Below are 22,670 nucleotides of genomic sequence, written 5' to 3' on the forward strand. Positions count from 1 at the left end.
AAAATGGAACCGAAAATTATTAAAACAGAAATAAATTACAAACAAACGCTCGCCGAAGTCGAACGCTTAATCGCGCTCGATCCTGAACCAGGAACTCCGGAAGCGGACCGTTTGGATTTATTTTCATTGCTTGTAGAAAATTATGAAAAAGAACATTTCCTCTTCAATTTACCAAGCCCTATAGATGCAATCAACTTTAGAATTGAAGAGCAGGGATTGAAACAAAAAGACTTGATTCCATATATTGGCAGCAAAAGCAAGGTTTCTGAAGTATTATCCGGGAAACGGCCTCTGACTATTCAAATGATTAGAGAGCTTCATAAAGGTTTAGACATACCCGCTGAAGTTTTACTGCAAGATATCCATAAGCCAAAAACAAACAAGTCGTTTGAAAAAGATTGGAATAAATTTCCAGTTAAAGAAATGGTTAAGCGTGGCTGGATTACCACAAAATATCGTGATTTGGATGCTCATGCAGAAGAGTTAATGAAGCAGTTTTTCGCTCCTCTGGGGGGTGAAATTCCGAGCGTTGCAATTTGCCGGCGTACAATACACAAAAGGGCTAAGCAAGAGACAGATATGAATGCTCTTTTAGTATGGACCGCCCGCGTAATGATCAGGGCACATGAAGAATGTTGCCCGTCAGAATTTTTTCCTGGGACTGTGACAAAAGATTTCTTGAGAGAGGTTGCTCGGTTAAGTTGTTTTGATAAAGGCCCATTATTAGCCAAAGAATTTTTAGAGAAACATGGCATAGCCCTCATTATCGAGCCACATTTACCCAAGACATTACTTGATGGTGGTTCAATGCTAACAGATGCTGGCGGGCCAGTAATAGGGCTTACTATCCGACATGATCGGATCGATAATTTCTGGTATACACTTGTTCATGAGTTATTGCATGTGGCTAAACACCTGAAGAATGCGGAGGAAATATTTATTGATGATCTTTATTCCGAATCCGGGGAAGATCCTAAAGAAAAGGAAGCAGATAGATTAACAAAAGAAACATTCATTCCACGCTCAATATGGATTAGGAGCGATGCTTATCTTAAAAGAAGTCCTGGCGCGATCATACAACTTGCAAAAGAATTGCGAATTCACCCTGCGATCGTTGCAGGCAGAATTCGTTGGGATACAGGGAATTATACGCTTTTCAATCAATTAATTGGACAAGGTGAAGTCAAGAAATTATTCATATAAGGATTTAAGAATTTTGGTGAATTAAAATGTTTGACTATAATCATTATGTTCCAATACTAAAAGCAAAAGATGGTGAATTCGGTGCGTTATTAGAACTTCCGGAAGAAATCAAGAGCAGAATAACTCCATTAATTGATATCTTTAATTCTGAATCCGAAATTTCATTAGAAAAGCGTCTGATTAAAATTGCACATAAAATAGAAACTTCATGGGGAAATACTCGCCCTATTTTTATAGACCCATTCGGGATTAACTTGAAAGAACGAGTTTTGGGAGGCAAACATCCTTTAACCTTTATTTTTGACCTCTTGAGAAAGCTTAATATCAAGGCTATTCCATTAACGGGATTTGAGAGAGATGAGGCTCTTATACCTAAAGACTGGCTCTAAGCTATTGCTGACATCCTCCTCAAAAACCTACTAATACATATCTTGAACAACAAGGAGTCTTGCATCTTGAATTCTAAAAAAGATCAAACATATGGAAGCGTGAAAGAGCCATGCTTTATATCTTTTCAAGCTCCTGGTTCCTGATCCACCCGCTCTTGCCGTCGAATCTCTCTACTTTGCTCCAGTCGTGTTTTGATTCGAGGATGAAGATCTTCATGCCTTCATAGAGGGTGAAATGTGTGGTGGCGTTATCCAGCGGTTCAAATTTTGCCTCCGCGTTTTTTGAAACGACAATCGCCTCGCTGTCAAGCACCATCACCCTGCTGTACAAAGAGAACGTGCTTAACAGAAAAATTACCGATAGAACGCCAAGCATTATCAGCAAATATCTTTTGACAGCAGGGAAGAAAATGATCGCGATAAAGATCGCCAAGATCAAAACGTACACAGCGGATACGAATATGGTCAACCCGTTTATTGTTAGACCGCTGAATATGCCCGATATCTTTTCTGTCATTGACGCGGAGGACTGCTGCCCGGTATTTTCCGTTCTCGACAGGGCGTAATTATAATTTGATCTCAGGTCGCTGTCGTCCGGCATAAGTCTCTTTGCCCTTTCATAATTTAAGATGGCCCTGCCCGTCTCACCTTTTTTGAAATAACTGTTTCCGAGATTGAAATATAGATTTCCGCTTTCAACCCCCTGAGCAAGCAGTCTGGAGTACTCCCTTATAGCCTCATCATATTTGCCGCTCTCATAAAGCTGGTTGCCGTTTTTAAAGATGGATGACGGGTCGTTATCCGCGAAAGCACCTGAGACAAGAGACGCTATGAAAGCAAGCAGAGCAAGGAAAATTATTACCCGCAAAGTCCCCCTCTCCCTGACCCTCTCCCGAAAGAGGCGAGGGAATTTAACTTCCACGCTTTTGAACTTTTGCTCTTTAGCTCTTTTGTGCTTCTGCACTTCTCTCACTCCTTATGCCTTTCGAGGTAATCAATCACTTCTCTCAAGTCCTTCAGTGTCTCATCCATTTTCATTGCGCCGAGTTCGGCAGGGGCATACCGCGCCATGTCGCATGACGCGAATATGTTTTTCATTTTACTTAAAAGGCCTGAGTCTATATTTTTCTCCTTCAGCGCGTTCTCAACAACATCCGCTGTTATGCCTCCGGCAGGGATGTGGAAACGGTTGCCGAGATATTCCCTTATAGTCCTGAACACGGAATCATAAAATTCCTGCGGCATTTTTCTGCTGAGGAAATCCTCCGCCTCCTGGATTCCCTTCTTCGCCTTTTTGGGAGCGGACAGCCGCCGCGCGTAACCGATGTCTGTGCTGAGCTTCGCCTTGCGCTTTTGTAAGATCCACGCGGACACAAGCGCCAGAAGCGGCACGATCTGAAGGAGAAGGAAGAACGGATTTTTATAAAGGTAGCCGCCTTTCTTTTTCAATTCACCGGGAGCTTCTTTTATGTAAATAATGTCCCTGCCGAACACCTCTTTTCTCACCAGTCCTCCACCTGTCTGAGGCGCTTCCATGATCGTTGAATTTTCCCGCTCTGCTTTTATGACCTGCAGCGGAATGGCGTTTTTTGCAAGTGTCTGGTATTGGCCCTTGTCCGGGTTGAAGAAACTGAACGAAGCTTCAGGAAGATTCCTTACAGTATCGGTTATTGGTATCAATACCTGCTCGAATATTTTCTTGTCCCCTTCCTGTTTGACCTGCGGCTCATAGGTTTTGAATCCCTCCTGCTGCTTCATGACGGGGCCGGTCACAGTATTGAAATTGCCTTTACCGGAGACGATCATCTTCACGGTGACCGGGTCTCCAACCTTTACCGCTGATGGAGAGGCTTCCATGTTGAATTTAAAATCCCCGACCGCGCCCTTAAAATTATCAGGCCTGTTCCTGTCAGGAAAAGGGAGCACGTTGATCGTCAGCTCGTTGGACTTAAGCTCAATAGGGGTCACTTCATAGCCTCCGAAAAAATCATCATCAAAAAAATTATCAAATTGAGACGAAGGCGCCCTCCTGTTCTTTTTTGAGAGGAGATTGGCCTTGATCTTCGCCGGGCCCAGCCTGAAATCCCCTGCCTTCGTGGCGAATATCTGCGTCTTGAATTCAACGACATCAAAGTTTACCCCGCCCCTTGTTTCCTGATACTGGACCGGTTTTTCAAACTCGCTTGCTGAGAGGTGCTCATGTTTTAATTCAGGATACTGGACGTCCCGCAAGCCGACCCTGTTGATATAAAGTTTTATGCTCAGGGGGACCATTTCGTTTAAATATACCTTCGTCTTTTCAGCCTGCATTTTTACTGTCACCCTGTACTGCAGATTTATCTCCGGCCTTCTCTGTTCACGCGATGTCGCGGGCCCGCCCCCCTTAGACGCGCTGTCTGAAACTTCAAGCGTAAGCGCGGCGGAAGTATAGGTCTCGCCTTTATGCTGGACAGTGATCGGAGGTATCTGAAATTTTCCGGTCTTTAAAGGGACAAGCACGTAGATGTGTGTGATCGAAGAAGTCATCCTGGTATTCACTATCGACATCATTGTGGAAGGGCCGGCATAACGCGACTGTATGCCGTCGATATTCGGAAGCTCAGGCGCGGGTATGTCTGTCGTGCCTTCAAACCGGAGATTAAGCTGAACGTTCTCCCCCATATAAATGGCATTACGGTCCAACAACGCCTCAAAGGTGATGTCTTTGGCAAAGGCAGCGCCCGGCAGCAAGAATAACCCTGCCGTCAGATAAAAAATAATTGCCATAACGCACACTTTTTTCGATACCTCGACGTGCTTTTTGTCAAAGCAGGCGTGCATTTCTTTGTTCAAAGTCATATGCATAATTTAATTAAAATCCTATCGGGTGAAACAAATTTATTAGCAATGTCTGCATTTCTGCGGATGCAGCGTCTCTTTCACGGCCTCCCATTACCAATCCTTCTGCACCTCTTCTGAATGCCCTCTTCTCTCGCGGTTAAAAACATCTCCAGACTCTTCCTCGCCATAGGCGTCAAGCAGCATCCTTGCCTCCTCCGGTGACATCTCCTGTGTCTTCTGTCCGGCTTTGTCGTGGGCCTTGGCTTCTTTACCTTTTTCTGCCGCAGACTTTTTGTCCTTGTCGTCGGTTGTCCCTGTCTGTTCGTTCCCGGACTTTTGCTGCTGCTTGTCCCCCTGCTTATCCTTGTCTGACTTTGCCTCCGGTCCCTTGCCTTCCTTATCTTTCTTGTCCTGCCCTTTGTTCTGCTGCTGTTGAGGCTGGTTTTTCATTTTTTCCTGTAGGGCCTTTATTTTCTTTTCCACAAGCTCACGGTTATATTCTGCGTCCTTATCGCTCTTATCCATTTCCAATGCCCGCTTGTAATAGTCAAGAGACTCCTGATATAAATTGATCGCTCCATTGGCATCGGAGTTTTCCATGAGGCTGCCGAGTTTGTACTTGCTGTTGGCCATATTATACAATGCGCCTTCCTCAATTTTTTTATCTCCGGCGCTCATTGCCTTTGTAAATGCTTCAACAGCCTCTTGATACCTGCCCTTTTTATAAAGCGCTGTGCCGAGGTCGAAATTTACAATGTCCGAGTCAGGCGCTTCCGCCTTTGCCTCATTGTATTTTTCCATCGCCCCGTCGTATCTATCCTGATGATATAATTTATTCCCCTCCCTGACCGCCTTCGCAGGAGAGGCAAAGACAGGAGAAGTGAAGATTAAACAGAGTAATATGAACAAAAGAAATTTTCTCATAATTTTTTTGTTGTCGCGATCTTTAGTCATGCTTTCTTAGCCAATCCCTGATCCCTAACCCCTGATCCCTTATTCTTTCTCCTCTCCCTGATAAACGGTTCGATACAGAGCAGCAGTAGCGCCAGCGCAAGAGGAATCTGAAATTTCTCATTATACCTTTTTACCATTTTGTTCTCGATGTCCCTTCTCTCCATCTTCGACAGTTTCTCATCATAGATCAGGTCCAGGCCGAATTCGGTGTTCGTCGCCCTGATATAACTGCCGCCTGTTGTTAATGCGATCTTCTGTAAGGTGTCCTCATCCAGGCGTGACTTGACCACATTCCCGCTGCTGTCTTTTAAAAATTCCCTGTGGCCGGCCTCATCGGTAACGGGGATAAGTTCGCCTTCTCTTGTGCCTATTCCGATGGTGAAAATTTTAATGCCGTCTTCCTTTGCCTTTTCAGCCCATTTGACAGCGTCACCCTCAAGGTCTTCTCCGTCGGAGATGATCACCAGCGTCTTATATTTTTTCTTGCCGCCCTCGTAACTATCAAGCGCCACCCTGATCGCGTTTGAAATTGATGTGCCGCCTTTTGGTATTGTGTAGACGTTGATGTCGTCGAGAGAGAGCATGAACCCGGTGTAATCCGAGGTCAGCGGGCATTGTAAAAACGCGTTCCCCGCAAAGGCGATAAGCCCAAGCCTGTCGCCCTGCAGTTTCTTTATCAGGTCCTTGACAGCAAGCTTTGAACGCTCCAGCCTGTTTGGCTTTACGTCTTCGGCCAACATGCTCTTTGAGGTGTCAAGCGCGATCAATATATCAAGCCCGCTTCTCTTTACCTCTTTCCATTCAAAACCCCACTGCGGCCTCATGAGTGAAATTATAATTAAAAAAATTGAAATCATTATGAAAGCCGCCTTAAGCCTCTGCGTCCGCTTGTTCAGAGAAGAAGTCAGTTCATCAAGGAGTTCCTTCTGCGCAAACCTCTCCATGTCCCTCTTTCTCTTTCTGTACGCCCAGAGATAAAAAATGACGAGGCCCGCCAAAAGCCACAGGAAATGCATCGCATGTAAGTTACCGAATTTCATATTCTATACAGCTGTAAGCTATTAGCTGAAAGCAATCAGCTAATTTACGGTATCCTCCTTAGCACAGTATTATTCAAGACAACCTCAAGGAGCAGCAGGGCCAGGCCGGGAATCAGGAAGAGGTAAAACAGCTCTTCATATTCGGCATAGCCTTTCTCCTCGATACGCGATTTTTCCAGCTTGTCGATCTCTCCGTAAATATTTCTCAATGAGCCGGTGTCCGTGGCCCTGAAATATTTCGCGCGGGTCTTCTCAGCGATACTTTTTAAAAGCTCCTCATCAATCTCTATCTTTACGTTCCTGTAGACCTTATTGCCGAACATGTCTTTCGCGGGGAAAGGCACAAGCCCTTTTGTGCCCGCGCCGATGGTATAGACTTTTATATTCAGGGCTCCCGCAGCCTCTGCCGCGGTAAGAGGGGAAATCTTTCCGGCATTGTTTATCCCGTCGGTCAGCAGGATGACGATCTTGCTTTTGGCCTTTGTGTCCTTCAACCTGTTCAGCGCGGAGCTGATGCCTGAGCCGATCGCGGTGCCGTCCTCGATTACGCCGACCTCTATCCTGTCCAAGTTCTGAAGCAGCCATCCGTGATCAAGCGTAAGCGGCGCCGCTGTATAAGCCCTTCCGGCAAATGCCACTATGCCGATCCTGTCGTCAGGACGGTTTTTGATAAACTCTCTCACTACGTCCTTGACCACATCAACCCTGCTCGCGCGCCTGACCCCGAGTTCAAAATCCTCAGCAAGCATAGTGGTTGATACGTCGATCACCAGAACAATGTCTATTCCTTCTCTCTCGATCTTTGATTCCTGCGATATCAACTGGGGCCTTGCCAACGCGAAGATTATCAGAAAAAGCGCGGCGGTCCTCAGGATGAAAATGTTGCTGTGCAATTTTATTTTAAAAGTCGCCCGCAGGTTTTTTACAAGTTCTCCAGTTGAAAATTGTAATGCGGGCTGCGGCTGTCTTCTCCTGATGAAAAAAATGAGAGCGGCAGCAACCGGCAGTAATATCAAAACCCACGGATTCTGAAAGTGCATAAGCTCCTTATTTTTTAACCACAGAGAACACGGGGAAAAATAGAAGATGAGAAGTTGGGAAATCAAGAAGATGCGGAAGGACAGTTTTGCTTTTTCTCAGCTTCATATCTTCTTGTCCTCTCAACTTCTTTTAATCTCTGTGCCCTCTGTGGTTGATTTCAGGATTTCCTTTGTCTCGTCAACAAACCTCTTTGCTGAATCGTAACTGGCCTCAGCCTCTTTTTCTCCAGGCAGATATTTCGCGAACTTCACCATATCGCAGCGCGAGAGAAAATCTTTCAGGAGGCCCTGCTGTCCGGTTGTTAAAGTCTTTGAATCTTTCAACGTGATCAGAAACTCTTCGGTAGTCATCTCCGGCGCGCGGAGATGAAAACGGTCCTCCACGTAATATCTAACAATGTTTGAAAGCTCAAAATAAAATTCCCGCACCCTGCCGCTCTTTAAATAATTCTTATTCATAAGTTCTTTCAGCGCCTCATAGGCTGTCTCATGCGCTGGTTTCAGCGGTATGACCGTTTCTTTCACTTTTCTTTTTTTCTTCCTGAAAAATTTAAAGAGGAGGACCGCGATGATTATGATCGCGAGTATGGCGAGAAGAATATAAAGATATTCCCAGCCCGGAAAACTCAGAGGCCCTTTGATGTCACGGATGTCTCCTTCGCCGTTCATGCCTGATTAAATCCTCCGCTCCCTCATCCTGAAAAATCTGTAAAGCTCCCTGTCATAAGGGACGTCCGTGCGGATGTCTATGTGGTCAACGTTTATCGAGCGCAGGAGTTTCCGCCTTTCCTCAAACATCTTGACCGCGTTTGCGTGATACTCATTTCTCAATGCGAAACTTGATGTATCAAGCAGGCTACTCTCACCCGTCTCAGCGTCCTCAAGGCGCACAATGCCTATGTCCGGCAAGTCAATTTCCCTTGGGTCTGTAACTGAGATGGCAACAACATCATGCCGTTTATTGGCGGTAGACAAAGACATTTTGTAATCCTTCGCGTAAAAATCCGAGATCACAAAAGTGATCGTGCGGCGTGTTATGACCCTGTTAAGATACTCCAGCGCAGCGGTAATATTTGTGCCCTTTTCCTCCGGCTCATAATACAGCGCCTCCCTGATTATCCTGAGCACATGGCTCAGCCCTTTCCTTGGAGGCACGAATTTCTCTATCTTATCGGTGAAGATAATAAGCCCGACCTTATCGTTATTTTTAACTGCGGAAATTGCTAACAGGGAACACAATTCAGCGGACAGATGCCTCTTGAGTTTCTTGACCGTTCCGAAAAACGAGGACCCCGACATGTCCAGGAGAAGCATGATGGTCAGCTCTCTCTCTTCCATAAATTTCTTTATGAAAGGATGCCCCATTCGCGCGGTCACATTCCAGTCAATCGAGCGGATGTCATCGCCGGGCTGGTATTCCCTGACCTCCTCGAACTCCATGCCCCTGCCTTTGAACACACTATGGTACTGCCCGGCAAATACGTCCGTGACCATCCGTGAAGTGGTTATCTGTATCCTGCGTATTTTTTTGAGTATTTCCTTAGGGATCATTTATATATCAAGGATCAAAGGTACAAAGGCACAGAGGCACAAAGTGTATTAATAGTCTTTGTGCCTTTGCTCCTTTGTGCCTGATTCGTTACGGCACCTCTATTTCCTCAAATATCTTTTTGATAATATCATCGGACGTCTTCTCTTCGGCCTCGGCTTCGTAGCTGACGATGACCCTGTGCCTCAGGACATCAGGGCCGATGGATTTGACATCCTGCGGCGTGACGTATCCCCTGCCCTGGATAAACGCGTAAGCCTTTGACGCGATGTTCAGATATATGCTGGCGCGCGGTGAAGCCCCGTACTGGATCAAGCCGTCGAGTTCATTCAGCCTGTATTTTTTCGGCTCCCTCGTGGCAAACACAATATCGAGAATATATTTTTCGATTTTCTCGTCCATGTAAATGTCATTCACGACGTTCCGCGCCCGCTGAATGTCCTCGGGTCCGACCACCGCGTTCACCGCGATGTTCTTGTTGGTAAACGCCATGCGCTTCATTATCCTGTGTTCCTCTTCAATAGTGGGATACGTGACGTTTATCTTGAGCATGAACCTGTCAACCTGCGCCTCAGGCAGGGGGTAAGTGCCTTCCTGCTCAATGGGGTTCTGCGTGGCAAGCACCATAAACGGCTCATCAAGAGGGAATGTATCTCCCCCTATGGTGACCTGCCGCTCCTGCATCGCCTCAAGAAGCGCGCTCTGGACTTTCGCGGGCGCCCTGTTGATCTCATCGGCAAGAATAATATTGGCGAAGACAGGGCCTTTTTTTGTTGTGAATGTCCCGTCTTTCGGATTATAAACAAGCGTGCCTACCAGGTCGGCGGGAAGAAGGTCGGGGGTAAACTGGATCCGCTGAAATTTTGTCCTTATAGAGCCGGACAGAACTTTTACCGCGAGCGTCTTGGCAAGGCCGGGGACCCCTTCTATTAAAATATGGCCGTTTGACAGGAGCGCGACAAGAAGTCTTTCGATGAGATACTTCTGTCCCACTATAGACTTTTCAAACTCCGAAATGAGGTTTTGCACAAATGCGCTCTCCTCGCGCACCTTTTCGTTTAGCGCCGTTATTCCGCCGTCCATCATAAAAACTGGCCTCCTTTAAATAGTTCTGATCAATCCATATAACTATAAAAGAAGCGGCACAATTCATTCAAGCATCCCGCATATTTACAAGCGCCTGAACAGGTGATAAGATTTCAGTAAGTAACCGGGAAAAGAGGGGACTGTCTTCAACTCAAACCTCTTTCCCTGATAATTTTATTAAATGAGGGAGGCATTGAAACATGGGCTCAAAGGTTGAAAGTACAATCCTTGTTGTAGATGATGATTTACAAGTGCTTGACTCTGTCTCGCAGATACTTGCAGCGCAAAATTATTCGGTCATTTCATGCGAAACCGCGGAGGAGGCGCTGGATAAAATGTCGGAACATATCGATCTCGTTCTGACTGATTTCAAGATGCCGGGAGTTTCAGGGATTGAACTGCTTGAAAGAATACATGACACTAATCCCCAGTTACCCGTGATCATGATGACCGCGTATGCCGATCTGAATGTATCAGTTGATGCGATCAGAAGAGGAGCTTTTGATTTTATTATAAAGCCCTATCATCCTGATTACCTTTTGTACTCTGTAAAAAAGGCCGTCCAGCATCGTAATTTTCTGAAATTCAAGGACAACTACAAACTTTATCTTGAAGATATGGTCCGGCAGAGGACAAGAGAGCTGGAATTCATGATGGAGCAGTCGGAAACCCTCAGCAAGGACATTGTTATGCGTTTAACGACCGTGGCTGAATTCAGGGACACCGAGTCAGGCGCGCATGTGGCCAGGATGGGGATCCTTGCGGAAGTGCTTTCAGTTGCCCTTGGAATGCCCGGAGATTTTACCCACACGATAAAATTTTCAAGTCCTCTGCATGATATCGGCAAGATCGGAATAGCTGATAATATATTGTTAAAAAGAGGGCCCCTTACGCCTGACGAGTTTGAAATTATTAAAACGCATACCACTCATGGCAAAAAGATCCTGTCGGGTTCCTCGCACCCTGTTTTACAGACAGCGGAATCTATAGCCCTGACCCATCACGAGAGGTGGGACGGCACGGGATACCCGATCGGTTTAAAGGGCGAGGAGATCCCGCTTGAAGGCAGGATCGTATGTCTCGTGGACCATTACGATGCGTTAAGGAGCGAAAGGGCTTATAAGCCTTCCTTGGATCATCAACAAGCCGTCAGCATAATAACAAAAGGAGACGGAAGGACAAAGCCAACTCATTTCGATCCTGATGTGTGGAACGCGTTTATTAAAATGTCTTCAAGATTTGAAGAAGTGTACCATTCAAACAGTTAGTAGGTCGAGGCAGCACCATCGCCCTGTGCGATCCATCCTGGATATACAAATCGCCCAATTTAAGCTACAATTTACACCATGAAGCAGGAGATCCGGGAAGCTGTTGAAAAAGTGCATGAGATTTTTTTCAGGAAAGGATGGACCCTTTCTGCGGCTGAGTCCTGCACCGGCGGATTCATCAGTCATTGTATTACAAGCCTTCCTGGTGCAAGCGCTTTTTTCAAGGCCGGGATAGTCTCTTATTCAGATGATGCTAAAAGGACCTTCCTCGGCATCTCGCTCCAAACGATCCTTGAGTCCGAAGTCGTCACTGAAAAGACGGCGCGGGAGATGGCGGAAAGTGTGCGCAGGATAGCCGCTTCTGATTTCTCCGTCTCCACCACAGGCAACCTCGGCCCCGCCATGCTTGAAGGAAAAGACCGGGGGCTGATCTACATCGCCGCAAGCTGTAAAGAAGAAACCTTCTCGCGTGAACTGAGACTGAAGGGAGACAGGCTGGAGAATATGGAAGAGACCACTCTGGAGGCGTTGAAGCTGCTGCTCAGGCTGACGGAGGCAATTTAATGCTACAATATTACCGCGAATGGAAACGATTCCGGCAAATATAAAACACGAAATAGAAAAGCTCGTCAAAGACCTCAACTACCACTGCTACCTCTACTACGTGCTTGATTCGCCTGCAATCTCCGATGCGGAATACGATAAGCAGTACCGGCACCTGAAAGAGCTTGAGGAAAAATATAATTACGTTCTCCCTGATTCCCCCACCCAGCGTGTAGGCGCGCCGCCGCTTGACAGGTTTGAAAAGGTAAAACATACGGAGCCGATGCTGTCGCTCGACAATGCCTTTTCACATGATGAGGTGCGGGAGTTTGACGAGAGGGTCAAGAGATTTCTCAAGTCGGACAAAGAAATTGAATACACGGTCGAGCCGAAGTATGACGGGCTCGCTATGGAGCTGACATATAAAGACGGGATTTTATACAAGGCATCAACAAGGGGCGATGGTTTTGAGGGAGAGGACGTTACGCAAAATATCAAGACTGTGAAGGCCGTGCCTCTGAAGATTGAAGAAGTTGAGGTCCCCGCTGAGATTGATATTCGCGGAGAGATATTTATGGACATTAAAGAATTTGAGGCGCTTAACAGGGAGAGGGAAAAAGTGGGCGAACCAGCATTTGCCAACCCGAGGAACGCCGCTGCCGGTTCCATCAGGCAGCTTGATTCTTCCATCACGGCAAAAAGGAAACTCCACCTCGCGTGTTACGGCATCGGGGCCGCAAAGGGGATTGCTTTCAAAAGCCAGTGGGAGTTCATTAAATGGCTGGAGAAAGCACGTTTCCCGGTCCCGTCAATGATAAGGCTTGTAACTGGAGCAGATAAGGTCATAGAAGTTATCAGAGAGATCGAGGAGAAGAGAAGTACGTTTTCATTTGAAGCTGACGGCGCAGTGATAAAGGTCAATGACTTTGAATTGCAGAAGGCGCTCGGCATGAAAACAAGAGAGCCGCGATGGGCAACAGCTTACAAATTCCCGGCGCATCAGGGCATCACAAAGATAAATGAAATTATCGCAAGCGTGGGAAGGACAGGGACAATTACACCTGTCGCGTTTCTTGAACCGGTCAGAATTGGCGGCGTCACCGTATCCCGTTCCACTCTTCATAACTGGGACGAGATCGAGAGAAAAGACATCCGGGTCGGCGATACCGTTGTAGTTGAACGCGCGGGTGATGTCATCCCTCACGTTGTCTCAGTGATACAGGAAAAACGGACAGGCAAAGAAAAACATTTCCCTCCGCCGCATAAATGTCCTGTATGCGGGTCCGCGGTTGAAAGGGATGAGGGAGGCGTGGCATTCCGCTGTATCGGATTGAATTGTACCGCTCAGGTCCAGCAGCGCATCGGACATTATGTATCAAGGGCCGCCATGGATATCGAGGGGCTTGGGGAAAAGAATGTCGAACTCCTCTATTCACAAGGCCTCATAAAACATTTCGTTGACATATACAGGTTGAAAAAAAAAGACGTACTTGAGCTTCCGAGGTTTGCGGAAAAATCCGCGCAGAACCTTATGGACGCAATTGAAAAGAGCAAGCACACAACGCTTGCGCGTTTTCTTTATTCGTTAGGCATTCTCCACGTCGGCGAGTACGCTGCGAAACTCCTTGCAAGGAATTTTGAGAACATCGGGGATTTGTATCATGTAAAACCTGAAAGGATCGTGGAGATAAAGCAGATGGGGGAAAAGATAGCCGGTTCAATCGCGCTGTTCTTTGATGACCCTGAGAACCTCCATACTCTCAGGACGCTGCAATCTTTGGGGGTAACCATATCGAACCCGGATTTTTCAAAAGAGAAGGAAGCAAAGCGTCCCCTCGAAGGGCTTACTTTTGTAATCACAGGCACATTGCCGAGGCCGCGAAATGAGGTTGAAGAACTCATTGAACAGAATGGCGGACACGCCTCCGGCTCGATTTCAAAAAGCACGAATTATCTCGTGCTTGGTGAAGACCCCGGCTCGAAGTTCAAGAAGGCCCAATCCCTCGGCGTCAAGATAATTTCTTTTGACGAATTATTAAAGATAATTGAAGAGAGGTCTTAGAGAAATGCTGAGAAGATACTCTCTTTACTTCATCCTGCTGACATTATGCGCCTGCTCCACTGTTCCTAAACATTTTGTGGCTGTTGACTCCGGGACTGATTTCCCTTTAGATGAAACCCTCAAACAGATCGAAGACCAGAGAGTCATATTTGTCGGAGAGCTTCACGCGGACAAAGCCAGCCAGGAAGTTGAGTTTCAAGTCATTAAGCACATTCATAACATGAGAAAGGACCTCTCGATAGCCGTAGAAATATTCCCAGCCTCCCGGCAGGATATACTTGATAGATGGATCGGGGGTTATCTCGGTAAAAAAGATTTTGAGGATTTGTTCAGGAACACTGTGCGCCTGCCTTTTGATGCATATGAGGACATATTCGATTTTGCCAGGATAATGGGCATTCCAGTCATTGGCATCGATGCTGACAAGGCGCTAATTGCCAATGCATCAAAGAATGGCGTAAAGACCGTTCACCAGGAGCTCCTTCAAAAAATAAAATTCTCTGATTGCTCCGCAAATCCCGAATATGCCGGGGTACTGGGATATTTCAGGGAGCGGGAATACCACCAATCCGGGATGCCCTTTCTCTGCGACGGGCAGCGCCTGAGGGATGCGATCATGGCATTCAATATCTCAAAAATTCTTAATAAGGACGACAACTCCACGGTGGTGGTACTCACGGGAATGATGCACGCGTCAAAGATCGCCGTTCCACACATGCTTCAAAAGCATGTGGAAGTCCCTTTTAAATCGCTCATGCCGGCCAAAATCCGGGACATGATAAACAGGGACCCTGATTCACAAGTCGCCGATTACATCTGGTATTAGCAAATCACGCAGCGAACATCACCTTCATGCTTTTGACTTTACAACCCTAAAAAATGTATTTTATTAAATGCCAGCTGAAAATTATAAGAAGTGGACAGTTGCCGTTGTCTTAATATTGATAATCGGCATGGTCATCTTTGCCGTTACCACATCAAACCATAAGTCAGAAACACCCGCAGTTGACAGCGCGCAAAGAAAAACTGCTCCGTCCGGGCCGTTAACGGATTCAATGACGCAGCCTCCTGTGCAACTGGATAAATTGCCTGAGGACCCGAAAGAACTTGCGCTGCTTGGCGACAAATATTTCGAAAGCGGCAGATATGATGTTGCTGTTCAAATTTACGAAAAGACCCTGCAAAAGAACCCTGACGATGTTGATACCTATAATGATATGGGCCTTGCCCTTCATTACCTGAAAAGGTCTAATGATGCGATAAATGCCTTAAAGAAAGGGACACAGATTGCGCCGTCCTATCAGAGGGTATGGTTGAGCCTCGGCTTTATCCTTATGTCAACGGGTAGAAATGATGAGGCAAAAACTGCTTTAAGAAAAGCTGCTGAGCTGAATCCCCAAACCGATATGGGACAGGAAGCTATGCGGATACTCGGCTCTCTGAAATAAGCCGCTGAAAATTTTTCTATTTTTTTTCGTCCCCAGAAAGTGTTTCGTTGTAATACGTTGAATACTCCTTCAAATATTCAAGGAGATCCTCGGTGATCTCTATTCCGAGCTTCTTTAATTCGTCTATTACTTCACAACTGTTCAGAGCGACCATTTTGCGCCTCCTGATATGAATATTGCAATTGCTATGCCAGAAAAAACATGTTGATTTTAAATATAACTGCAAGAAATTTCATTGCCTTAATGGACAAAATTTGGCACAAGCTGTAAAATTTTGCCATTACGGCGTTGCCGCTATGGTATTTATACCCAGTGAATGTGGTAAATATACAACAGCATAATAAAGTTATTCCCAAAAAATTTTATCAGCGAGGTACATATCGAAATGACAAAGACGAATCTTGAATTCAAGACAGAGGTCAAAGAGCTTCTTGACTTAATGATCCATTCCCTTTATTCCCACAAGGAGATATTCCTGAGGGAGCTTATCTCCAACGCGTCTGACGCGATTGACAGGGCGCGCTACGAGTCTCTGACAAACAGCGGCATCATGGAAAACGATGCCGGATGGAAAATAAAAATTACGGCAGACAAAGCTGCCGGGACACTGACGGTGAGCGATAACGGCATCGGCATGACAAAAGCAGAAATGATCACGGCGATTGGGACAATTGCCCACTCTGGGACCAGGGAATTTCTTGCCGCATTGAAGAGCAAGGAGGTAAAAGACAACCCTGAACTCATCGGACAGTTCGGCGTGGGATTCTATTCCGCATTCATGGTTGCTGATAAAGTCACTGTCATCTCAAGGAAGGCAGGCATTGACAGTAAAAGCGGTGTCATGTGGGAATCCGTTGCCGATGGGACCTTTACAATTGAAGATGTGGAGAAAGAGAAAAAAGGAACGGACGTCATCCTGCACCTCAAACAGGATGAAAAAAAATATCTTGATGAATGGGAGATAAGGGATGTCATCAGAAAATATTCAGACTACATTGAGCACCCCGTTGTCATGGACATCGAACGGGAAAAGGAAAGCGACCTGAAAAAAGGCGAGAAGGTCAAAGTCAGGGAAGAGGAGACTTTAAATTCAGGAAAGGCCATCTGGCTCAGAGACAAATCCTCTATCACTGAAGACGAATACAATGAATTTTACAAACACGTCAGCCATGATTTTACAGACCCGGCAAAAGTAATTCACTTTAAGGCGGAAGGGACTTCTGAATTCAACGCGCTTCTTTATATCCCGTCAGTAATGCCGTTTAATATTTACTACAAAGACTACAAGATCGGCCCCGCCCTCTATGTAAAGAGGGTCCAGATAATGGACCACTGCGAGCAGCTGGTCCCGCTCTACCTGCGGTTTGTAAAGGGCGTGGTCGATTCATCGGACCTGCCGTTGAACGTATCAAGAGAAATGCTCCAGCATAACAGGCAGGTTGAGATTATAAACAAGAACATCACTAAAAAGGTGTTCGACACGCTTGCCGAGATGAAGAAGAATGAATATGAAAAGTACCTCACGTTCTTCAAAGAATTCGGCAGGATTTTGAAGGAAGGCATCCATTATGACTTTTCAAGAAAGGAAGCCATCGCCGACCTGCTCCTGTTTCAGTCTACACAAAAACCCGCTGACACGTACACAACACTTCAGGAATATATCGCGGGCATGAAAGAGGGGCAGGAAGATATTTTCTATATCACAGGTACCTCGCGTGACGAGGTTATGAAATCGCCGTACCTTGAGGCCTTCAATGCCAAAGGCTATGAAGTGCTCGTCATGCTTGAAGAGGTTGACGATATCATAATGAGCAACCTGCACGAGTATAAGGGCAAGAAGATAAAATCCGTCATCAAAGGCGACATCAAACTTGAGAAGTCCGACGAAAAAACAGAAGAGGCGAAAAAGAAATTCAGCGTGCTCCTTGAGCTTATCAAAAACCAGTTGAAGGACGAGGTGAAAGACGTCAGGCTCTCAGGCAGGTTGAAAGACACCGCCTGCTGTCTTGTTGCCGATGAAGAAGGCATGGCCCCCGAGGTGGAAAAACTTCTCAGGCAAATGGGGCAGACTGTCCCCGAAAGCAAGCGGATACTTGAGATCAACCCGTCGCATCCCCTATTCGAGGCGATGAACAAGTTATTTGAAAAAGACCAGAAGAGCGTTGCCCTCGAAGAATATATAAAACTCCTCTACGGCCAGGCGCTCCTGCTTGAAGGCTCAAAGCCCAAAGACCCGGCAGCTTTTGCAAGCGCAATTACAAGGCTGATGGTAAAAGACGCGGAGAGGGCTACTTAATCCTCTGCTTTGCTATCTCGTGGGCGAAGATCGCGCAGGACATGGCGACGTTGAATGAAAGCTGAGCGCCTCTCATCGGGAGTGTGATCTTCAGATCAAGGTGCTTCTGGATGCCATAGCGGAGGCCTGTCCCCTCCGAGCCTAATACCAGGCATATCGGAAACGGTAAAGAGACTCTATTGATGTCCTCTCCGCCTTCAACGACAGTGCCAACAGCCCAGTAGCCCGCCTTCTTTGCCTCTATAAGAGTTGTCGTAAGATTTGTCACCAAGGATACAGGGACGAAATTTTCACCGCCGGAGGCAACGTGTATGACTGTCTCGTTGACCTCGCAGGAGCTGTGCTGAGGGATGACAAGAGCGAACCCGCCGAAACACGCGGCAATCCTCATGATCGAACCTAAATTGTGAGGGTCGTTCAGACTGTCCAGAAATATAAATGACAGACGTTCTTTTTCTGGGAGGCCCAATAATTTCTCAAAAGGAGTGTAGGCATATTTGTTTACCTCGGCGACAATGCCCTGCAGGCGATCTGCGCGTTTGATCTTAAGCAAATCTTTCTCAGTCACTTTAGTAACTGGAATGGCTTCACTTTTCATGAGCTTCATAATATGCGGGGCATCGAAATTGTCCTGCACGAATATTCTTCTTATGCTTTGAGGGTCGGCCTTCAGCCTCTCCCAGATTGAATTTTTCCCGTATAAATACATCCTGTTTTTAGTCAATGGGTCCTCCGGAAACTTGTTTTAAGAGCATTAAGCTTATCCAAATTAATGCAAAGTATTCAACTATGTCAAGGAAAGCAAGCCGGACACAGTTGTAAATTTCCTGATTTTTAGATTATTGTTTATAATTGCTTTCATTAGATAAAACAGAAAGCATCGCATTTTTTAATTTTGACCAACCGTGATACAGTGTATCAACTATTAGCCCGGAGGCAATTCATATAAGATGAAAATAGCGTTGATTATTCCAAGGAACAGTTCCGCAGACGAAAAGAGTTTTTACGATCTGAAATTTGTTTCCGCGTTCCTGCTTTCAAAAAAAAGCTTTTCATATCTTCTGGCTGTTCCCACGCTAACTGCTTTAACTCCGCCTGAACACGAGGTAAGGGTCTTTGATGAAAACATAGAAGACATTGATTATGACTGGGCGCCGGATTTAGCCGGGATAACTGTCAGGACAATGTTTGCTAACAGGGCTTACATCATATCCGAGAACTTCAGGAAAAGAGGCGTCAGGACTGTGCTGGGAGGCATTCACCCGTCAATGTGCCCTGACGAGGCCCTCCAATACTGCGATACGGTAGTGATCGGAGAGGCTGAAGAGATCTGGCAAAAACTTTTAGCGGATGCCAAGAATGGAAACCTGGAAAGAACATATAAAGCCGGCAGGACAGTTGATCTGACGGCCTTCCCTGTCCCGGACAGGTCAGCCCTTTCAGCAGACAGATATCTCGCCAATATTGTCCAGACGACAAAGGGGTGTCCCTTTCATTGCGAATTTTGCTCTGTTCATGCCTTTGACGGGCAGAGGATCAGAAACAAAACAATTGCACAGGTCATCGAGGAGATCAAGACGCTAAGCGGTCCGGTTGCAGGCTATAAGAAGAAGTCCATATTCTTTGCCGACGACAATATCATCGCAAATAAGAAATTTGCAAGTGAACTGTTTACAGCCTTAAGACCGTACAAGCTCAACTGGTCGTGCCAGGCGTCAATTAATATTTCAAAAGAAGACGAGCTTCTTGCATTGATGAAAGAGAGCGGGTGCGGCGCGATACTGATCGGGCTTGAGTCCATATCTGAAAAAAACCTGTCCCGCATGGACAAGGGGATCAACCGGAAGCATGATTTTGCGGAAGCGATAAAGAAGATACAGTCCTACGGGATACTGGTCCAGGGGTCTTTCATCCTGGGGTATGATTTTGATACCCTATCATCTTTTGATGAGCTTATGGACTTTATCGACAGCTCAAGGTTGTTGATGCCGCTGATAAATATCCTCACGCCGTTTCCGGGCACAAAGCTGTTCAGCCGCCTTGAAAAAGAAGGAAGGATCATCCATAAGGACTGGAGCAAATACGACGCAAAGAACGTTGTTTTTTCCCCTTCCCTGCTGACGCCGGAAGAACTCTTAGAGGGACACCGGAGAGTGATAAGACACGTTTACTCATTTGATTCCATATATAACAAGTTGACGTATTACTGGGGCATCGATTTCTGGAAACATTCCAACGAGAAAGACCCTATAAAGTTTAAATACCGTCTTCTATTTGCCGTCAGGCTTTTCAGCTTGCTGTTTTCCCTCAACCTGAAAAGGTCCCGGTTTCTTCTCAGGATACTGCCGAAGGTTTTTCAAAAGCGGGTAAGGATATCAACGGTCCTGACATTAATGGCATACAATGACTATGCGTATACGTCATGAGGACAAGCAAATAATAATACCTTGCATTAAGATCCCCTTCAGCTTATTGATTCAATTAAGTTGTGCTATCTTTTGCCGAAAAGTTAGATATAATGTACTATATTTATTTTTAAAATTACGGGAGGGCTTTGATGTCTCAAACTTTTAATAATGCCGCCTCATGCTGGAAGGCGATATTGGCCGATGCTTCAAAAAACAGGGGGCTGCTGCCGGTCATTGAAAAATTCGCGCGTGAAAATACCGCCCCGACAAAGGTGGTATTCGGCACATCCGGCTGGAGGGGAGAGATAGGCACTGATTACACTTTCAATAATGTAAGGATCGTGACCTCAGCGATTATCAGGATGTTTAAAGAGAACGGGCCTTCTGTCATGCAGGCGATGGGGGTTGAGGGTTTTGAAGAGATTAAAAAGAAGGGCGTCATTGTTGGCCATGACAACAGGTTTCTTGGCAGGGATTTCGCGATGGAGGTCATCGGGCTTCTTCAAAAGGAAGGAATAAAAACCTGGTACGCCGGCGAGGCTGCCACGCCTGAATTTTCAGCGGGCATCGAGATGCTGAAGGCCGCGTGTTCGATCAACCTTACCCCTTCTCACAATCCGTCAAATTACGGCGGTTTTAAATTCAATCCCTCTGACGGAGGCCCGGCAGGCCCTGAGATCACGTCAAGGATCGAAGAGATCGCCAACAGTATGATGAACGAAGCGCCTGTGCTTAAAACAGTTCAGCCCCAGCAAATTGAGAAGATAGACCTCACGGACCTGTATATCAAATTCATATCAGAGAGGAAGACCCTCGACATTCAGAAGATACGGGATTTCGTGAAACAGGAAGACTGCGTCATCTGCGTTGACAACGTTCACGGCGCTACAAGGGGACGGATCCAGAGGATAATCGGGGACAGCGGTAAAATAAAATATCTGCGGACCGAGGACGATTATCTTTTCGGCGGTGTTGCACCTGAGCCTTCCGATAAAAACATGGCTGGGATTGAAAAAGTCATGAAGGAAAGTCCGGCAAAATTCAAACTCGGCGTCATTCTCGATCCCGACGGCGACCGGATACGCCATGCGGATGCGAAGATGAAGATCCCCATGAATTATTTCGGCGCTATGGCGCTGCATTTCCTCCACGTGCACAAAGGCTTTCCGGGCGTAGCGGTCAAGTCTGTGGGAACAAGCAATCTCGTCAACGCTGTTACAAAGAAGCTCGGCATCCCGCTCAGGGAGACAAAGGTAGGATTTAAAAATTTCCGGCCGTACATGATCAAGAATGCTCCTGAGAGGGCGATTGTTGTCTTTGAGGAATCAGACGGTATTTCAGGATACAATCACACGCTGGAAAAGGACGCCCTGTTCGGCATCCTGCTCGCAATTGAAATGCTGGCCGTCACCGGAAAGAACCTGAGCGATTATCTAAATGACATCATGGATGAATTCGGACACTACTATCCCGACCGTTCTGGAATTGAAGTTGACAGGGCCTTGGCCGGGGAACCGCTTCTGAAAAAACTCTCCGTGATCAGGGAACACTATAAAGAAGGAACAGCGGTTGATATAAACGGGACGCGGCGGACCGTTAAAGATGTCATAACCGTGGACGGCACCAAACTGGTCTTTGACGACGGCTCGTGGCTCATGATCCGTCCCTCAGGCACAGAGCCCAAGGTAAGATTCTATATTGAAGCCAGGACAGAGGATGGGAAGAAGGCCGTGTTCGCTACAGCGGAGAGAATGACCAGAAAGGCGATTGGAATTTAGCCTGTCCCGCCGATAATATTATTGGCCTTGAGGGACCTGCTGTTTCTCAGGGATTCGAGGTAGGTCCTTACAAGTTCGATAATGGCCCGGTACTTCTGAAAGTTCATGGAGAGCTCCATGAACAGATCCTTGTGCATGAATTCAGATGCGATCCTGTATGAACGCTGGCCCTGCAGTATGTAGAGATCGGAAAGGCTTGAACCCGGCACAATAACACTGCCTAATAAAAGCTCCTTGCCTCTCCTGCCGGTCAGCGCAGTGGGAAACATGCCTAACATAAAAAGCGTATAATCGCCTATGTGTTTGTGGACCTCGAATTCGCGGTCAAAACTCTGCGCGTTCATAAGGACATCTCCCTCCGCAAGCATATCAGCCATATCTTCAACGATTCCACCCTCGGAGTCCCTGATCTTGTAGAAGCTGTCAAACAGAAGGAATTCACAAAGTATCTGCTCTTCAATGTAATACGCAACTTCAATCTTGTCCGTGGGATTTAATTCAAACCCGTACTCAAGGGCGTTCCTGAAGAGTTTTCTTAGCGGATGGTCAGCTTCAATGTCAGGTCTTTTCAACATGATCAACCTCTGATTATCTTATCGTATTTCGATGTGAAAACTTGAGGGGGCCTGTTTATGTTTTATTACTCGATTCCGTCATTCCGGCGGTCTCCCCGATTACTCCCTTCGAGGACATGCTTAAGCCGGAATCCAGTGCCCTATGACAAGACTCTGGATTCCCGCTCAACAGACCGCGGGAATGACAGACAAGAACAATAAGCAGAGCTTC

At 46.4% G+C, this 22,670-nt stretch carries 21 protein-coding genes; 10 read left to right on the top strand and 11 right to left on the bottom strand.

Going from position 1 to position 22,670, the window contains the following annotated elements; genetic code table 11:
* The first annotated feature begins 3 nt into the window (after window positions 1-3).
* On the top strand, window positions 4-1,203 hold the full coding sequence (locus HZB61_09555; protein ID MBI5056844.1) for a hypothetical protein: 1,200 nt from the start codon (window positions 4-6) through the stop codon (window positions 1,201-1,203).
* 26 nt (window positions 1,204-1,229) lie between these two features.
* Window positions 1,230-1,592 (top strand): hypothetical protein, encoded by a 363-nt coding sequence (locus tag HZB61_09560; protein ID MBI5056845.1) that lies wholly within the window; start codon window positions 1,230-1,232, stop codon window positions 1,590-1,592.
* Window positions 1,593-1,707: 115 nt separating this feature from the next.
* Here HZB61_09560 and HZB61_09565 read toward each other — a convergent pair whose 3' ends face one another.
* From HZB61_09565 to HZB61_09600, 8 genes are all read right to left on the bottom strand, one after another.
* Entirely contained in the window at window positions 1,708-2,556 is an 849-nt protein-coding gene (locus HZB61_09565) for a tetratricopeptide repeat protein (protein MBI5056846.1), read from the bottom strand.
* Between the two features lie 5 nt (window positions 2,557-2,561).
* Window positions 2,562-4,424, bottom strand: coding sequence for a protein BatD (locus tag HZB61_09570; GenBank protein MBI5056847.1), 1,863 nt, complete (start codon window positions 4,422-4,424; stop codon window positions 2,562-2,564).
* Between the two features lie 99 nt (window positions 4,425-4,523).
* The gene (locus tag HZB61_09575; GenBank protein MBI5056848.1) at window positions 4,524-5,366 is read right to left on the bottom strand and encodes a tetratricopeptide repeat protein; all 843 of its coding nucleotides are present in this window, start codon (window positions 5,364-5,366) and stop codon (window positions 4,524-4,526) included.
* Window positions 5,363-6,406, bottom strand: a complete 1,044-nt coding sequence (locus tag HZB61_09580) for a VWA domain-containing protein (protein ID MBI5056849.1) — start codon at window positions 6,404-6,406, stop codon at window positions 5,363-5,365. Before HZB61_09580 ends, HZB61_09575 begins: the two co-directional genes overlap by 4 nt.
* 44 nt (window positions 6,407-6,450) lie before the next feature.
* Window positions 6,451-7,446 carry a VWA domain-containing protein gene (locus HZB61_09585; GenBank protein ID MBI5056850.1) on the bottom strand — a complete coding sequence of 332 codons (996 nt, stop codon included), beginning with the start codon at window positions 7,444-7,446 and terminating at the stop codon, window positions 6,451-6,453.
* 120 nt (window positions 7,447-7,566) lie between these two features.
* Entirely contained in the window at window positions 7,567-8,115 is a 549-nt protein-coding gene (locus HZB61_09590) for a hypothetical protein (GenBank protein ID MBI5056851.1), read from the bottom strand.
* Between the two features lie 6 nt (window positions 8,116-8,121).
* Window positions 8,122-8,997 (bottom strand): DUF58 domain-containing protein, encoded by an 876-nt coding sequence (locus HZB61_09595; protein MBI5056852.1) that lies wholly within the window; start codon window positions 8,995-8,997, stop codon window positions 8,122-8,124.
* 88 nt (window positions 8,998-9,085) lie between these two features.
* Window positions 9,086-10,078: an AAA family ATPase gene (locus HZB61_09600; GenBank protein MBI5056853.1), complete on the bottom strand. Its 993-nt coding sequence runs from the start codon at window positions 10,076-10,078 to the stop codon at window positions 9,086-9,088.
* A gap of 203 nt (window positions 10,079-10,281) precedes the next feature.
* On the opposite strand from HZB61_09600, the gene HZB61_09605 reads away from it, so the two are divergent.
* The 5 genes from HZB61_09605 (at window position 10,282) to HZB61_09625 (ending at window position 15,402) form a co-directional block, all read left to right on the top strand.
* The gene (locus HZB61_09605; protein ID MBI5056854.1) at window positions 10,282-11,349 is read left to right on the top strand and encodes a response regulator; all 1,068 of its coding nucleotides are present in this window, start codon (window positions 10,282-10,284) and stop codon (window positions 11,347-11,349) included.
* Between the two features lie 78 nt (window positions 11,350-11,427).
* The gene (locus tag HZB61_09610; protein ID MBI5056855.1) at window positions 11,428-11,913 is read left to right on the top strand and encodes a CinA family protein; all 486 of its coding nucleotides are present in this window, start codon (window positions 11,428-11,430) and stop codon (window positions 11,911-11,913) included.
* Between the two features lie 19 nt (window positions 11,914-11,932).
* A complete protein-coding gene (ligA, locus tag HZB61_09615) occupies window positions 11,933-13,954 on the top strand; it encodes an NAD-dependent DNA ligase LigA (GenBank protein ID MBI5056856.1) in 2,022 nt (673 codons plus the stop codon).
* Window positions 13,955-13,958: 4 nt separating this feature from the next.
* Window positions 13,959-14,780, top strand: a complete 822-nt coding sequence (locus HZB61_09620) for a ChaN family lipoprotein (protein MBI5056857.1) — start codon at window positions 13,959-13,961, stop codon at window positions 14,778-14,780.
* A gap of 67 nt (window positions 14,781-14,847) precedes the next feature.
* The gene (locus tag HZB61_09625; protein MBI5056858.1) at window positions 14,848-15,402 is read left to right on the top strand and encodes a tetratricopeptide repeat protein; all 555 of its coding nucleotides are present in this window, start codon (window positions 14,848-14,850) and stop codon (window positions 15,400-15,402) included.
* A 16-nt stretch (window positions 15,403-15,418) separates the two neighbouring features.
* On the opposite strand, the gene HZB61_09630 is transcribed toward HZB61_09625, so the two are convergent.
* The gene (locus HZB61_09630) at window positions 15,419-15,556 is read right to left on the bottom strand and encodes a hypothetical protein (protein ID MBI5056859.1); all 138 of its coding nucleotides are present in this window, start codon (window positions 15,554-15,556) and stop codon (window positions 15,419-15,421) included.
* 231 nt (window positions 15,557-15,787) lie between these two features.
* On the opposite strand from HZB61_09630, the gene htpG reads away from it, so the two are divergent.
* Complete coding sequence (gene htpG / locus HZB61_09635) at window positions 15,788-17,698, top strand: molecular chaperone HtpG (protein MBI5056860.1); 1,911 nt, start codon at window positions 15,788-15,790, stop codon at window positions 17,696-17,698.
* On the opposite strand, the gene HZB61_09640 is transcribed toward htpG, so the two are convergent.
* Window positions 17,691-18,422 carry an RNA methyltransferase gene (locus tag HZB61_09640; GenBank protein ID MBI5056861.1) on the bottom strand — a complete coding sequence of 244 codons (732 nt, stop codon included), beginning with the start codon at window positions 18,420-18,422 and terminating at the stop codon, window positions 17,691-17,693. The genes htpG and HZB61_09640 overlap by 8 nt on opposite strands.
* A gap of 226 nt (window positions 18,423-18,648) precedes the next feature.
* Between HZB61_09640 and HZB61_09645 the strand changes: the two genes are divergently transcribed.
* Both HZB61_09645 and HZB61_09650 read left to right on the top strand, forming a co-directional pair.
* Window positions 18,649-20,124: a radical SAM protein gene (locus HZB61_09645; protein MBI5056862.1), complete on the top strand. Its 1,476-nt coding sequence runs from the start codon at window positions 18,649-18,651 to the stop codon at window positions 20,122-20,124.
* A gap of 131 nt (window positions 20,125-20,255) precedes the next feature.
* A complete protein-coding gene (locus HZB61_09650; GenBank protein ID MBI5056863.1) occupies window positions 20,256-21,884 on the top strand; it encodes a phosphomannomutase in 1,629 nt (542 codons plus the stop codon).
* On the opposite strand, the gene HZB61_09655 is transcribed toward HZB61_09650, so the two are convergent.
* Window positions 21,881-22,459 carry a hypothetical protein gene (locus HZB61_09655; GenBank protein ID MBI5056864.1) on the bottom strand — a complete coding sequence of 193 codons (579 nt, stop codon included), beginning with the start codon at window positions 22,457-22,459 and terminating at the stop codon, window positions 21,881-21,883. The two genes, HZB61_09650 and HZB61_09655, sit on opposite strands and share 4 nt — an antisense overlap.
* Window positions 22,460-22,670 lie beyond the last annotated feature (211 nt).

Source organism: Nitrospirota bacterium (assembly GCA_016214845.1).
Taxonomy (GTDB): Bacteria; Nitrospirota; Thermodesulfovibrionia; order UBA6902; family UBA6902; genus SURF-23.

Bases quoted from the DNA above. Each gene is read 5' to 3' on its own strand.
- HZB61_09555 (MBI5056844.1), top strand. From the start codon at position 4: ATGGAACCGAAAATTATTAAAACAGAAATAAATTACAAACAAACGCTC.
- HZB61_09560 (MBI5056845.1), top strand. From the start codon at position 1,230: ATGTTTGACTATAATCATTATGTTCCAATACTAAAAGCAAAAGATGGT.
- HZB61_09575 (MBI5056848.1), bottom strand. From the start codon at position 5,366: ATGACTAAAGATCGCGACAACAAAAAAATTATGAGAAAATTTCTTTTG.
- HZB61_09580 (MBI5056849.1), bottom strand. From the start codon at position 6,406: ATGAAATTCGGTAACTTACATGCGATGCATTTCCTGTGGCTTTTGGCG.
- HZB61_09585 (MBI5056850.1), bottom strand. From the start codon at position 7,446: ATGCACTTTCAGAATCCGTGGGTTTTGATATTACTGCCGGTTGCTGCC.
- HZB61_09590 (MBI5056851.1), bottom strand. From the start codon at position 8,115: ATGAACGGCGAAGGAGACATCCGTGACATCAAAGGGCCTCTGAGTTTT.
- HZB61_09595 (MBI5056852.1), bottom strand. From the start codon at position 8,997: ATGATCCCTAAGGAAATACTCAAAAAAATACGCAGGATACAGATAACC.
- HZB61_09600 (MBI5056853.1), bottom strand. From the start codon at position 10,078: ATGGACGGCGGAATAACGGCGCTAAACGAAAAGGTGCGCGAGGAGAGC.
- HZB61_09605 (MBI5056854.1), top strand. From the start codon at position 10,282: ATGGGCTCAAAGGTTGAAAGTACAATCCTTGTTGTAGATGATGATTTA.
- HZB61_09610 (MBI5056855.1), top strand. From the start codon at position 11,428: ATGAAGCAGGAGATCCGGGAAGCTGTTGAAAAAGTGCATGAGATTTTT.
- ligA (MBI5056856.1), top strand. From the start codon at position 11,933: ATGGAAACGATTCCGGCAAATATAAAACACGAAATAGAAAAGCTCGTC.
- HZB61_09620 (MBI5056857.1), top strand. From the start codon at position 13,959: ATGCTGAGAAGATACTCTCTTTACTTCATCCTGCTGACATTATGCGCC.
- HZB61_09625 (MBI5056858.1), top strand. From the start codon at position 14,848: ATGCCAGCTGAAAATTATAAGAAGTGGACAGTTGCCGTTGTCTTAATA.
- HZB61_09630 (MBI5056859.1), bottom strand. From the start codon at position 15,556: ATGGTCGCTCTGAACAGTTGTGAAGTAATAGACGAATTAAAGAAGCTC.
- htpG (MBI5056860.1), top strand. From the start codon at position 15,788: ATGACAAAGACGAATCTTGAATTCAAGACAGAGGTCAAAGAGCTTCTT.
- HZB61_09645 (MBI5056862.1), top strand. From the start codon at position 18,649: ATGAAAATAGCGTTGATTATTCCAAGGAACAGTTCCGCAGACGAAAAG.
- HZB61_09650 (MBI5056863.1), top strand. From the start codon at position 20,256: ATGTCTCAAACTTTTAATAATGCCGCCTCATGCTGGAAGGCGATATTG.
- HZB61_09655 (MBI5056864.1), bottom strand. From the start codon at position 22,459: ATGTTGAAAAGACCTGACATTGAAGCTGACCATCCGCTAAGAAAACTC.